Genomic DNA, 12,376 nt, shown 5'->3' with positions numbered 1-12,376 from the left:
CTAAGGTCCTGTTTGGTATTCGGTGACCCGGCGCTCGCCGGAGAGGTTCCGCAGCATCACGAAGGTCATCGCGACGACCCAGACGAAGAAGAGTGCGACGGGAAGGTAGAGAGCGAACAGCCCGTTGTACGCGAACGGCCCCGCCTTGAAGAACGCGATCAAGGCGCCCGCCGAGATTTGCACCGCGAGCCAGAGGCACAGATACCCGGACCACCGCGGAAACGGCGCCCGCTCGCCGTCTTTGAACGCCGCAAGCGCGATCGCGATAAACCAGACCGTGAACGGAGGCCAGGTGAAGATGAACAGGAAGTACGCGAGATCGTTGCTGTACCGCACAATCTCGGGCGGATAGTCGCCGGGGCGAAACGCGGTGAGCGCCCAGATCGTGCAGGCCAGTACGACAAAGACACTGGCGACCGCGACGGACGCGATCTGTACGTAGGTGAGAAACGGACGCGCACCTTCGGCCGGCCGCGTCTGCGCCGCCAGCGCGGCACCGAACGGTGCGATGAGCGCCAGCCCGATGGCCGAGACGATCGCGCCGATGCGCACGCTCGTAGCGTGTTCGGCGTACTTTGCCGCTACCACGGCCGCGGCACTCGACGGTTCCATGAACGGCGGAATGAATCGTCCGACTAGGACAGCGCCGACCAGGGTGACAACTGCCATCGCGGGCCCGCTCCAGATGCCAACCTTCAGCAGCCGCGCATCGTTCATTGCAGTCAGGCGCTATCGCGGTCGACGTGGTCGCCGACCGAGGAGGTCGGATAGGTCACCGCCTTGAGCAGCCAGACAGTGTTTGCGACGAACTGAATGCCGAATACCACCGCAGGCAACCAGAATACGAAGATGCCGTTCCACGCGAACGGACCGTCCTTGAAGAACTGCAACACGATTGCCGGGGTATAGACGAGGGTGGCCCAGATGTTGAGGTAACCAAGCCAACGCGGAAACAGGGGCCTCTGTCGGGAGTCGGTGAGGATCGCAAACGCGAACGCAAAGTTCTGCGCCATGAACGGCGCCCACGGCATCACCACGATGAACCAAGCCACGTCGTTCAGCGTCTGCGTGGCCTCCGGTGACCGGTCCGGACGAAACGCGGTGACCGCCCACAACATCGCGGGGATCATGAACGTCACCGCGGCCACCGCTCCCCCGGCCAGAGCAATGCCGGCCGCGGTGTGACCGGAGCCGGGGATACGGCGAATTTGACCGTAAATCGCTCCCGAGTAGGCGATGTAGAACATCGACGCGAGAAGGATCAGCGCCGTACCAAACCGGATTCCGGTTGCGTGCTGCTGGTAGTGCGCGGCGATCTCGATCGCCGATGCGCCGGGCCGCAGTGGTGGCAAGAACGCACACAGCAGCAGGCCGCCAAAGAACAACAGCGGGCAGACGATTCCGCTAAGAGCGCATACACGCTGGAACGTTCGCTGGACCCCGGTCGCGGACAATCCCGACGCGCTGAGCGGGTCGCCCGAACTTGCCGATTTCGCCATTTCACGGACAGTCTCGTGGCCAAGGTCGTGTTGCACTGCCATGACGGCGACTCCTTAAGGACGGCGACTACCAAACTAATCCTCGCTGAAATTTTTTTCAATCCTGAAATAGATTTCAGTGCCCAATCCGCTGCCGAACGATCGGGCGGGGCCGCCGAGACCGTGCCGCGCGCACGGCAGACGGACCACTGCGCAACGGCGTCATCATTGCCGATGAACTCGAAATCCCGTGCGTTAGAACCACTATGTATGGCAGATCGCCAAAGGCGGCGGACGTCCAGCTACGGCAGCTTCCGGCGCGCGATCTCTCGCGCGGAGGCCGGGTCGACGCCGAAGCCGCGCAGCATCATCTCCGCGCCGCGCGACTCCGTCTTGGGGCCCGGGGGCAATCGGCCGGCCAGGATCGACCGGATGGCGGCCAGCGCGGCACCCACAATAGATGTCAGGGCCAGCTCCAGATCGTCGATAGCGAATCGGCCAGACTTGCGGCCGCGGGCCAGGGTCTCCATCGCCCACGGTGTCACGGCGTCCTCGAAAATCGCATTGACCCGGTCGAGCTCGACCAACACCCGGGCCAGTTCGGGTTCGTCCCGACTGAACCGCAGAAAACGCCGGTAGGACGCCGACGCCGCCTCGGCGGGGTCGGCGAACTCGAGCGCGTCGGAACCAATCCTCGCGGCCAGGCCCGCCAGCAAGTCGGCCACGACCGCCTCGAGGAGCGCGTCCTTGGACGGGAAATAGGTGTAAAAGGTGCCGAAGCCCAGATCGGCAAGATCGGTGACATCGCCGATTCGAAGGTCCGCCACCCCGTTCTCGGCGATCAGCCGATGGGCCGCGTTGAGGAGCCGTTGCCGGGCCTCGGCCTTTCGCCGATCGCGGCGCCCCATCGGGGCAGCGGGAAGTGTCACGACAGCAGTATCGCATTCGATCGCTATCTCAATCTTGATTTTGTAATCGAGTTCGATCAGGATCACAGATATGACGGAAAATAATCTGCCCACCGACGCCGACTACTTGATCATCGGAGCCGGACACAACGGGTTGACTGCCGCGTGTTACCTGGCCCGGGCTGGATTTCGGGTGGCCGTCTTGGAAGCGTCGCCCACCGTTGGCGGCATGACCTCCACCAACGCCACCCTGGCGAAGGCTCCGGGCCACTACTTCAACGAGGGCGCGATCCAGTTGACCGGGATCTTCCAGCTCTCCGGCGTGGCCGAGGACCTCGAGCTACACAAGTACGGGCTGCGACGAATCTCGGTGGACCCCGCACACATCCAGTTGGCACCGGATGGAAGCTCGCTGGCGATCTGGAAGGACGCCAGTCGCACCGCCGACGAACTGCGGCGCTTTTCACCGAAAGACGCTCGAGCGTGGCTGGACATGGCCAATGCGCTGGACCCGATCATGGATGTGGTCGTGGCCTACATGAAGTCGCATCCACTGCGCCCGTTCAATCGCGAGATGGCCGGCTCTTTGTTCGGCGCCACTCGCCACCTCAAGAAGATCGCCGGGCTGCGGAACATGATCACCGCGTCACACACCGAATTCCTCGAGGAAACCTTCGAAACCGAACTGCCCAAGGGCGCGCTGGCAGCCATGGCCGCCTTCTCGCAGATGCGCCTCGACGCGACCGCCTGGGCGATGATCTATCTCGGTGTCGTGCAAAAGGTTGCGAACGCAATGCCGGTCGGCGGCACCGGCGCGCTGCCCGCTGCGCTGCATCGCTGCCTCACCGCGCTGGGCGGCACCGTACACACCGATACCCGAGTGCAGCAGCTTGCCGTATCCAACGACCGGGTGACGGGCGTGCAGCTGGAATCCGGCCAGTTCGTCGCGGCGCGCAAGGGCGTTCTGACGACCTGCAACCCGGTCGTCACGCTCAACGAACTGCTGCCGGAAGGCACGCTGGATACTAAACTTTCCGCGCGCGCCAAGGACATTCCGATTCGGAAGACGCATGCGACGTCGCTGAAGATCAACGTCGCCCTCGAGGGCCGCGTGACGATGAAGAAGCATGAGGATTGGCGCGGCGACGGCCTGGACCTCCGCAAGTACCTCATTGCCTGGCACACCCTCAAGGAACAGGACGATGCCTGGAACGCCGTTGTTCGTGGCCAATGGCCCGACCCGGTGCCGGTGAGCTGCGCGATCATCCCCACCGCGGTGGATCCCACCCAGGCGCCCGAGGGACGTGACAATTTGTGGCTGTGGTCCGGCGTTATCCCGGTGACACCGGAAGAGCCATGGGACGACGTCCGTGACAAGGTCGGCGACGCTGTATTGCGGGATACCGCACAGTATTACGAGGGACTCGACAAGCTCGAGATCGATCGGGCCGTACTCGGCGGACCCGACCTCGAAACGAGGTTCAATGCCCCCGCGGGCAACGTCTACCACGTCGACCCGCTGATCACGCGGTTCGGGCCGCTGAAGCCCGCAGCCGGACTGGGCGGCTATCGGACACCGGTCAAGGGGCTCTACCTCAGTGGCGCCGGCACCCACCCCGTGGGCGGGGTGTGCGCACTGCCGGGCAAGCTCGCCGCCCAGACAGCGATTCGGGACCAAAGGAAGCAATGACAGCGCCCGATGCGCTGCTGCGTGACATCGAATTGTCGCGCCGGATCCAGACTTTCTGCGCGTGGTGTGGTCCCGCGTTTGTGGTCCTGTTGTTCGGCGGATGGGGCTTGATGGGCGGATTCATTCCGCTCATACCACCATCATACCAAGCTGAGCAGGTGGCGGCGGCCTACGGCGAGAGCGTCAGCGTCCACCGGCTTGGAACGCTGCTCGCGTTGATCGGCATCTTCTTGACGATCCCCTTCTTCTTCGCGATCAGCATGCAGATCCGGCGCACCGAGTTGCGCGTGCCCAGTCTGGCAATTCTGCAGTTCGCCTCCGGGATCATCGTCACCGTCGTGCTGATCATCCCGATGCTGTTGTTCATCGGTGGGTTGTTTCGGCCTGAACGCCCACCGGAACTGACGAAGCTCGTCAACGATCTGTCCTACGTGATGCTCATCCTCCCGTGGCCCCCGATCTTCGGCCAGCTCGGCGCGCTCATCGTGGCGATCTTCCACGACCGCAGCGCAGCGCCGGTGTTCCCGCGCTGGCTCGGTTTCTTCAATCTGTGGGTCGCGCTGTTGCTGCTTCCGGCGAGCATGATCATCTTCTTCAAGACGGGTCCCTTCGCGTGGACCGGCGTGATCGGGTTCTGGATACCCGCGGCCGTCTTTGGTGTCTGGTACATCGTGATGACCATCGTCCTATTGCGGGCCATTCGTGACGAGGCGGCATCCGATGCAGGTGCGGCACGTTCAGCCGCTTAGCATTTCGCGTGAGCACCGGTTAGGCGTCAGGCCTGAATTCCGGTCTACTCGAACGGAATTGCGAAGTATTCCTGGTAGCGCGCGAATGCGATCCGGTCGCGAGAGTTCATCTCGTCGGTACCGAGATTCAGCTTGTGCACCGGCCTGGTACCCCTGGGATTGGTATCGACGTAGTGCTGCATCGCGTCGCGACCGGCCTGGGTCAGCTCCAGACCGAACGCACCGTACATCGCAGCGATCGCGGCAATGGGGTCGTCGACCAGATCGGCGTAAAGCATGTGGTGCAAGCGATCTTTCGGGATGGCACCGGAATCGATCTGATCGATCACGGCGTTGAAGCGCGTTGCGGACAGGTTAGGGTCGGTGACGTAGTCGAACGCACCGAACTGGAACGGATGGTCCGTTCGGCCCCATTGCACGGTCCCCAGCAGGCTGACCGCCGATGCGAGCGCCCGGGTCGGATCGCGGTGCGGCCAGACAAACCGGGCATCCGGGTATACCTCGAGCATCTCGGGCATGCGATCGAGGTGCATGGGGTCTTTCAAGACCCAGTGCTGGCGGGGATTTCGCCACTGCAAGAGCTTGAGGACACGCTTGTGATAAGCCAGCGCGATACGTGGATCCTGGCCCGCCAGCCACGCCTGATAGCTGGGTACCTGACCAAGGCTGTCGAACCACGTCGAGGAACGAAAGGCGAATCCGAGGATCTGGCAGCACTCCATCGGCAGCCAGCCGGCAAATTCGTGCATCGACACTATGGTCGGCGTGACTCGGTTCCATTGGTCGATCAGGAAATGCCCGCGCTCGATCCGCGGGTCGGTCTCGTAGCTGGCGGCTTCCGGAGGTGGACACGGGAAGATGATCTCCCAGTGTTTCGGCGCACAATTGTCGGGATGGCGATCGAGGATGTTCACCAGCATCGTGGTCCCCGAGCGACCCTGTCCGATCACGAAGATCGGTTCGCTGACCACTTCGTCGTCGATTTCGGGATGCCGGGCGTACCAGTCCTCGATCTGCAATCGCCCCTCGAGCAATTGCAACATCTCAGAACGGGTTCGCAACCTGCCCATCAGATTGAGGTCGGCTTCCTCGTCCATCGACTTGCATAAGATCTCGAGCGGTTCGCGCCAGAGATCATCGCCGAAATCGGTCAGTCCGGTGGTGCGTTGAGCGCCGGAGATCAACGACTCCGGATCCAGCGGCACAACGCCTTTGATGTTCATCTGCGCACCCTCTTCGTTGATGCGCTGAACCCACTCGGGCCGTGCCGGCGGCTCCCATTGCGAGGTTCGTTCGTTCATGATGCCCCTTCACTGGAGAAACGCAGCAGAAAAGTTTCGCGTCGCTCACGCAAGTGCGCGGCTCGCTCTTCCGGTGTCACACGAGGCACATCGGTGGGCAGCGCGGATTCCAGGTCGGCTATCGGGACATGCCGGCCAGCGGCGGTCGGTTCTTCTCCCCCGCGCATGCCCTGCCAGCGGTTGACCACCAGCAGGTGCGAGTAGCCGCAGGGGTCCAGCCAGTTGGCTACTCCTGGATCTTCCTGAGCGACAACGTAAGTGACCGAGCCGTCGGAGTTGGGCACCGACTGCCCGTTGTTCAGGCAGCTCTGCCGCTCCCAATAGTCGATGGTGCGAAACCAGTAGTCGTGCAGGACGATGTTGCGATACGGCGCATCAGCGGGGCCGATCGTGAAGACGAAAGCATGCGATTCGTCGATCAGCAGGCGGGCGAACATGATTGTCTGCGAGACAAGCCCGCCAACCCGGCCGGTATTGAACAGCGGGGACACCGTGTTGGGTTCCATGTTGTCGAAGAGGCTGAGGAACCAGTACATGGGCGGCACGTCTTCGACCATCATGGCTGCCGCGCGGGCGGCCACTTGCTCCTCGGTCCACTGCGGCGCACTGGGTGGGTCAAGCCTGCGTACGGTCCAACTGCCGGGCACCTGGCGCCAATCCGATCGGCATTCCCGATTGAACAGGTACAGGGCGCCCGGAGGAACGTGTACGTGGTTGGGATCGCCATTCGCCGGTTCCGGGCCAACAGTCAATCGATACCGGCCGTCGTCGCCGACCTTGATGCCCAACAGATCTAGACTGCCCAATGTCATTGTGATCGAGGGGTTTCCGATGACTGTCAAGGGAATGTCGGCGGGCACTGGGTCGAAACGTTGGCCCTCGATCTCGTAATGGGCGCCGTAGCTGACCGGCACCAGCACGTAGTGCTGGTCGGGCCCATCGCCTCCCGAACCGCGTGAACCGGGCACCTTCGTGCCGAACCACTCGTGTGGAGGGCAGTAGTGCATCCCCAACGCGATCGGGTAGTTGGCGTCCCCGGCAGCCGCCTTGAGGCAGTAGTTGAACGCGAACTCGTCGACCAGCTCGTCGAACCGAAGTCCCCACGCCTCTTGCGGAGCGCCTCGCCCGGCGAGGGTTTTCCAGCGCATTGCCACCAGCTCGCGTGCCTGGGCTACCGCATCAGTTGCAAAGGCGCGCATGGCAAGAGCTTCGCCGTCACGCTGCTCAATTGTGGCCAGCGGATTGCCCGCAACAGAAGGGAACATGGCCGTCACCCTACCCATAAAGAGACATACTGTCTATTAATTGGAGGGGCACGTTAAAATTCCCGGGTGTCAACGCGCAAGGTTTCCAGTGGCCGGACTCGCCGCAACGGTGTTACCCGTGACGTCATCGACGCAACCGTGCGCTGCCTCTCGGCCGGGGAGAGCGTCACCAGCTTGGGGATCCAGCGGATCTGCGAGGAAGCCGGTGTCGCACGGTCGGCGTTTTACAAGAACTTTGCCGACAAGACCGATCTGTTGCGCAGGGTCGTTGCCGACGCGACGGCCGACCTGTTCGACACGGCGTGCGCCTGGGCCGCCGGTACGGGCGGACTGGAATCCATGGCCGCCGCGCATTGGAACACCGTGCGGGTCTGGCGCGAGCACGCGCCGCTGTTGCGGGCTTATTTTGAAGCCGCAGCATACCAACCCGAACTAGCAGCAATCTGGGACGATCGGATGCAAGCCGTCGTCACCGTGATGCAGACGAGGATCAGCAACGGGCAGCGCGATGGCTCGGTGGCCGCTGACCTCGATGCGCAGACGATCGCGAAGTTCATCGTCTACGGGTTCGAACGGCTCACCGCACAGCACATAGCCACCGCCCCCGCTTCGGCCGACAAAAAGTTCGCTCGGTCGATCTCAGAGGCCGGCTGGCGGCTGATCTACGGATCCGCCCGTGGCCAAGCTTGAGCCGCTAAAAGTAGAAGCGATGTCCACCAATTCAGGGGCCGCGGCGCGTAGCTACTCCCGGTCGGCCGCCGCGGTGACGATCGCTTCGGCCTCTGTTGGTGACAACCCAAGTGATCCCAACACATGACGGGCAAAGGCCTGGTGGGCGCTCGCGCCATGACGACCGTTGAGTATTTCCCGAATGAGGGCGAAGGCGCCGCCGATCACCGCGGTGAGCAAGACCTCGATGTCGGCGACGACGAAACGGCCGCTTTCGATTCCGCGCTCGACCGCGATGCGCGCGGGGTTGTGGACGGCGTCGCCGAACAGTTCCTCGGAGTGCCCGATGTTGACGATCAACCGGGCGAAGTCGGGCTCGTCGTAGGCGAGCCGAATGACGCGAAGATTGGCCCGTGCCACGACCTCGGCCGGGTCGGTGTCGTCCTCGACATCGGTGATGATCGCCGACGTCAAGTCGGACAAACTCTCGGTGATCACCGCCTCGAGGAGCTCCTCCTTGGACTGGAAGTAGTTGTAGAAGGAGCCCAGCGCAACATCCGCCTCTTCGGTGATGTCCTGGATGCGCAGGCTCGCAACCCCTTTGGCGGCGATCAGCGTCCGGCCGGCGTCCAGCAGCAGGCGGCGGGTGCGCAGCCGCTGGCGTTCGACGCGCGTCGTCGCCTTGGCCTCGGTCTCGGACTTCACACCCGGATTATTACCGAATGAATTAAGTTTCACCCTTGAAATCATATTCATTGTTTGTTAGCTTAGACCCACGGGGGTGAACTGGCTCACAGCTGACGGAGCGGCGATGTGACGATGCGCGGTCGCGGCGAGCCGACACACCCGCAGTCGGAGGCGTTGTGGCACAAGCCCAAAGCAATCTCGGGATCGCCCGCGGAGCCGACAATTCCGCAATCCGTCAAGGCATAGGAGCGAAACAGGCATGGCGCTTGGCACACATTCCGGTGACACCGACCTGCTGCTGCCGCTGCCGGCGGCCGGCGAGCACTGGGATCCGCATCTGATCCATACCCACTACTTCGGCTTCAGCATTCCCGAAGCGGCGATCGGCGCCTTCCTTTACATTCGTTACCAGCCGGCGTTCCCGCTGTCGCAGGGTGGCGTCTGCATCTTCCAGGGCACCGACAATGTCGAACACACCGACATGGCATTCCTCGATTACGAGGTCACGATGCCGTGGCCGCGGATCGAGGGCAACACGATCACCACCGACAACGGCCTGACCATCGACTTCCTGGAGCCGGGCCGGACCGCGCGGATCACCTACCGCAGCGGTGACGGTGCCACCTCCGTCGACGTCGTCGCCGAAGCCGTAACCCCGCTACTGGCCCGAGGACATGTGATGCCGGGCGAGGAAGACCATCACGACGTGGCACGCGAGCCCGGCGGCACCGAGCAATTCATGCACATGACCGGTGAATTGGTGCTGGACGGCACGACCTATCCCGTCGACTGTTACGCCCCGCGCGACCGCTCCTGGCGCCAGATCCGGGTGGAACGCCGTGGCGCGGTGCCGGTTCCGCCCGTCGGCTGGTCGCCGATGTACTTCGGCCCCGATCTCATCTTCAACCAAATCAGTTTCGAACCGCTGGATACGGACCCCGCCTGGGCCGGCCTCTATGACGTCGGGGATCGTCCATCGCATCACTACGCCTGGATTCAGCGCGGCGAGGAAACCCGATCGATTAAGTGGGTGCGCCGCAACGTCTTCGAGTATCACCCACGCATTCACCTCCCCATGCGCCAGGAGATCGCCGCCGAGGACGAAACCGGAGAGCTGTACCGGTTCGAGGGTGAGGCAATCGCGTGCGCGCCGCTGCCGGCCTGGCCCAACACCTCGTTCCACGACAGCGTGTACCGCTGGACCGACGAACAAGGCCGCACCACTCACTCGACGTATCAAGAGATTTGGTTCGACGAATACCAGCGGAAGATGAAGCGCCGAGCGCTGGCCACCGTTCATCCATGACGCGTTGTCCCGCAGGCATTTGACTCAAAGAGGAGCAAGCAATGGCCCTGAAGAACATTATCGACACCGAGTTGGCCGCCAAGCGGCTCGCCGATTGGCTGGCATCGAAACATCCCGATGCACAGGACATCACCGTGACCGATGTCCAGGTACCCGGCGCAGGGGGGTTGTCCAATGAGACGGTTCTTTTCACGGCGAACTGGCGCGACGCCGAGGGTGAGCAGACGCGGGGCATGGTCGCGCGCGTACAGCCCGACGGCCCCGGCGTGTTTCCCGACTACGACTTGAGCAAGGAAGCGACCGTCATCAAAGCGCTTGCCGACCACACGCCGGTACCGGTGCCCCAGGTCTACTTCTACGAAGAGGACCCCGCCGTCTTCGGGTCGCCCTTCTTGGTCATGCAGCGGATCGACGGCCGCATCCCCGCCGACGACCCGCCGTTCACCGCGGCCGGATGGGTGCTCGACCTGACACCGGATCAGCGACAGCGGATGTGGCACAACAGCCTCGACGTGCTGGCACAGATTCACCACGTGGACTGGCGAGCGCTCGGATTGGATTTCCTTGATACACCGGAAAACCAAAGCGGTCTCGACGCGGGCCTCGCCCATTGGCGACGCACCTTCGATTGGGCCGCCGAGGGCGAGCCGAACCCGACGCTGGACGCGGCGCTGCGCTGGTTGGACGAGCACCGTCCCGAGCATGACGAACCCAAGGTGCTCAACTGGGGCGATGCCCGGGTGGGCAACATCATCTTCTCCGCCGAACTCGCCGCCGCGGGCGTGCTCGACTGGGAAATGGTGACGCTGGCCAGCCGCGAGCAAGACCTCGGCTGGTGGCTGTTCTTGATGCGCCACCACACCGAGGGCGTCGGCCTCGAGCTGCCGGCAGGCATTCCCGACCGCGACGAGACGATCGCCTACTACGAGCAGACGACGGGTCACACACTGCGCGACCTCGACTACTACGAGGTGCTGGCCGGCACCCGACTTTCCATTCTGATGGTCCGCGCCGCGCACATGATGATCGGCGCCGGACTGCTGCCGCCGGAATCCCCTATGTCGCAAAGTAATCCGGCTAGCCAGCTTGTTGCGAAGCTCCTTGACCTGCCGGCCCCTACCGGGGACACGACCAGCTTCATCGGCAACCGAGGCCAATAAAGTGAACGCTCAGGCGGCTTTTCAGAAATTCTGTGCGTTCAGTGGCATCATTTGTGTACTGCTGTTCTTTGGCGGTTTCGTCGCCGCCGGCTTTCTGCCGCCGCTATCCCCGGGAATGTCCGCGGCGCAAATCGCGGCGCACTATCAGGCTCACACCAGCGGCATCAGGTTAGGCGCGGGGCTGATCTTCCTCAGCTCGATGTTCTATGTGTGGTTTACCGCGGTGATCGCCGGACAGATGCGGCGGATACCGGGGGTACATCCCACGGTGGTCAACGCGTCGCTGGCCGCCGGCGCATTCGCCGGAGTGACATTTTTGGTGCCGGCACTGATGTTCGCGATCACCGCGTTTCGTCCCGATCGCTCACCCGACGCGACCCTGATGCTCAATGACATGAGCTGGATCATGCTGGTGATGCCCTGGACGCCGTTCATGCCCCAGTACTTCTCCTTCGCCTTCGCGATCTTGTCCGATCAGAGGCCGCAGCCGTTGTTCCCGCGGTGGCTCGCGTATTTCAACATCTGGGTCGAGCTGATGTTCACTCCCGCGACCGTGCTGCCGTTCTTCAAGTCCGGCCCATTCGCCTGGAACGGACTGTTCGTTTTCTGGATGCCGGCGACGGTTTTCACTGCCCTGTTCATCGTCAACACGACATTCCTCATCAAGGCCATCAACTCCGAGGCCCGCGAAACTCAGGCTGCCGATGAGGCCCAGCGCCACGAGTCGCTGACTCGCGAAACGACGCCCAGGTAGCTCACCCAGCGGGGTTGTGTGAGATTTGACGTCTCAATATACTGGCCCGATCTCATAGAGAAGGTCAGCCTGCCACTGAGACGACGGGGAGGGAGGCTTCATGCCCACCTTGCGGAAGACCGCGATCGTGCTGCTTGGCACCGTGGTGGCCGGTCTCAATTTCGCGGTTCCCGCGGGCGCCGATCCTGGCTACGACCCGTGTCACTCGATGTTCAATCCGATCTGTCGGATGGTCCCAATGATGCCCGACCTTGACCACGACATTGATCTGACCCAAGATCCCAACGGACCCACCGACGGGCAAAGCGCCTTCACACAATCTGACACCAGGCAAGGTGGGCCCGCTGACACCAGGCATGGTGGGCCCGGTGGCCAACCCGGTGTCAGCCAAAGCGGCGGTTAGGACGCT

General features: G+C 63.1%; 13 protein-coding genes. 7 read left to right on the top strand and 6 right to left on the bottom strand.

All coding sequences use genetic code 11. From position 1 onward, the window contains the following. The 3 genes from G6N55_RS28435 to G6N55_RS28425 all read right to left on the bottom strand — a co-directional run bounded on the left by G6N55_RS28435 (position 1) and on the right by G6N55_RS28425 (position 2,407). On the bottom strand, positions 1-717 hold the full coding sequence (locus G6N55_RS28435) for a hypothetical protein (RefSeq protein ID WP_085221595.1): 717 nt from the start codon (positions 715-717) through the stop codon (positions 1-3). A 5-nt stretch (positions 718-722) separates the two neighbouring features. Next, positions 723-1,541: a hypothetical protein gene (locus G6N55_RS28430; RefSeq protein ID WP_085221594.1), complete on the bottom strand. Its 819-nt coding sequence runs from the start codon at positions 1,539-1,541 to the stop codon at positions 723-725. Between the two features lie 239 nt (positions 1,542-1,780). Continuing rightward, on the bottom strand, positions 1,781-2,407 hold the full coding sequence (locus tag G6N55_RS28425; protein ID WP_232078857.1) for a TetR/AcrR family transcriptional regulator: 627 nt from the start codon (positions 2,405-2,407) through the stop codon (positions 1,781-1,783). 70 nt (positions 2,408-2,477) lie between these two features. Between G6N55_RS28425 and G6N55_RS28420 the strand changes: the two genes are divergently transcribed. Further along, complete coding sequence (locus G6N55_RS28420) at positions 2,478-4,076, top strand: phytoene desaturase family protein (RefSeq protein WP_085221593.1); 1,599 nt, start codon at positions 2,478-2,480, stop codon at positions 4,074-4,076. Beyond that, positions 4,073-4,825 carry a hypothetical protein gene (locus G6N55_RS28415; protein WP_085221592.1) on the top strand — a complete coding sequence of 251 codons (753 nt, stop codon included), beginning with the start codon at positions 4,073-4,075 and terminating at the stop codon, positions 4,823-4,825. Before G6N55_RS28420 ends, G6N55_RS28415 begins: the two co-directional genes overlap by 4 nt. A gap of 44 nt (positions 4,826-4,869) precedes the next feature. Here G6N55_RS28415 and G6N55_RS28410 read toward each other — a convergent pair whose 3' ends face one another. Both G6N55_RS28410 and G6N55_RS28405 read right to left on the bottom strand, forming a co-directional pair. Next, positions 4,870-6,126: a sulfotransferase family protein gene (locus tag G6N55_RS28410; RefSeq protein ID WP_085221591.1), complete on the bottom strand. Its 1,257-nt coding sequence runs from the start codon at positions 6,124-6,126 to the stop codon at positions 4,870-4,872. Beyond that, positions 6,123-7,391, bottom strand: a complete 1,269-nt coding sequence (locus G6N55_RS28405) for a hypothetical protein (protein WP_139826778.1) — start codon at positions 7,389-7,391, stop codon at positions 6,123-6,125. The genes G6N55_RS28410 and G6N55_RS28405 overlap by 4 nt, the downstream gene beginning before the upstream one ends. 66 nt (positions 7,392-7,457) lie before the next feature. Between G6N55_RS28405 and G6N55_RS28400 the strand changes: the two genes are divergently transcribed. After that, positions 7,458-8,081 carry a TetR/AcrR family transcriptional regulator gene (locus G6N55_RS28400; protein WP_085221589.1) on the top strand — a complete coding sequence of 208 codons (624 nt, stop codon included), beginning with the start codon at positions 7,458-7,460 and terminating at the stop codon, positions 8,079-8,081. Positions 8,082-8,132: 51 nt separating this feature from the next. Here G6N55_RS28400 and G6N55_RS28395 read toward each other — a convergent pair whose 3' ends face one another. Beyond that, positions 8,133-8,810, bottom strand: a complete 678-nt coding sequence (locus G6N55_RS28395) for a TetR/AcrR family transcriptional regulator (protein ID WP_085221588.1) — start codon at positions 8,808-8,810, stop codon at positions 8,133-8,135. Between the two features lie 196 nt (positions 8,811-9,006). Here G6N55_RS28395 and G6N55_RS28390 point away from each other — a divergent pair, with 196 nt between their 5' ends. The 4 genes from G6N55_RS28390 (at position 9,007) to G6N55_RS28375 (ending at position 12,370) form a co-directional block, all read left to right on the top strand. Then, on the top strand, positions 9,007-10,053 hold the full coding sequence (locus G6N55_RS28390) for a DUF7064 domain-containing protein (RefSeq protein WP_085221587.1): 1,047 nt from the start codon (positions 9,007-9,009) through the stop codon (positions 10,051-10,053). Positions 10,054-10,094: 41 nt separating this feature from the next. Further along, positions 10,095-11,213, top strand: a complete 1,119-nt coding sequence (locus G6N55_RS28385; protein ID WP_085221586.1) for a phosphotransferase family protein — start codon at positions 10,095-10,097, stop codon at positions 11,211-11,213. Position 11,214: 1 nt separating this feature from the next. After that, positions 11,215-11,967 (top strand): hypothetical protein, encoded by a 753-nt coding sequence (locus tag G6N55_RS28380; RefSeq protein WP_085221585.1) that lies wholly within the window; start codon positions 11,215-11,217, stop codon positions 11,965-11,967. Positions 11,968-12,067: 100 nt separating this feature from the next. Next, a complete protein-coding gene (locus G6N55_RS28375) occupies positions 12,068-12,370 on the top strand; it encodes a hypothetical protein (RefSeq protein ID WP_085221584.1) in 303 nt (100 codons plus the stop codon). Positions 12,371-12,376 lie beyond the last annotated feature (6 nt).

It is taken from the genome of Mycobacterium florentinum (assembly GCF_010730355.1).
In the GTDB taxonomy this organism is placed as follows: domain Bacteria; phylum Actinomycetota; class Actinomycetes; order Mycobacteriales; family Mycobacteriaceae; genus Mycobacterium; species Mycobacterium florentinum.
The sequence above is the reverse complement of the archived record's forward strand: the minus strand, read 5'-3'. Positions and strand labels throughout refer to the sequence as shown.

Excerpts from the sequence above, each read along its gene's own strand:
- G6N55_RS28395 (WP_085221588.1), bottom strand. The coding sequence starts at position 8,810 with ATGATTTCAAGGGTGAAACTTAATTCATTCGGTAATAATCCGGGTGTG.
- G6N55_RS28415 (WP_085221592.1), top strand. The coding sequence starts at position 4,073 with ATGACAGCGCCCGATGCGCTGCTGCGTGACATCGAATTGTCGCGCCGG.
- G6N55_RS28390 (WP_085221587.1), top strand. The coding sequence starts at position 9,007 with ATGGCGCTTGGCACACATTCCGGTGACACCGACCTGCTGCTGCCGCTG.
- G6N55_RS28375 (WP_085221584.1), top strand. The coding sequence starts at position 12,068 with ATGCCCACCTTGCGGAAGACCGCGATCGTGCTGCTTGGCACCGTGGTG.
- G6N55_RS28420 (WP_085221593.1), top strand. The coding sequence starts at position 2,478 with ATGACGGAAAATAATCTGCCCACCGACGCCGACTACTTGATCATCGGA.
- G6N55_RS28410 (WP_085221591.1), bottom strand. The coding sequence starts at position 6,126 with ATGAACGAACGAACCTCGCAATGGGAGCCGCCGGCACGGCCCGAGTGG.
- G6N55_RS28405 (WP_139826778.1), bottom strand. The coding sequence starts at position 7,391 with ATGTTCCCTTCTGTTGCGGGCAATCCGCTGGCCACAATTGAGCAGCGT.
- G6N55_RS28435 (WP_085221595.1), bottom strand. The coding sequence starts at position 717 with ATGAACGATGCGCGGCTGCTGAAGGTTGGCATCTGGAGCGGGCCCGCG.
- G6N55_RS28430 (WP_085221594.1), bottom strand. The coding sequence starts at position 1,541 with ATGGCAGTGCAACACGACCTTGGCCACGAGACTGTCCGTGAAATGGCG.
- G6N55_RS28385 (WP_085221586.1), top strand. The coding sequence starts at position 10,095 with ATGGCCCTGAAGAACATTATCGACACCGAGTTGGCCGCCAAGCGGCTC.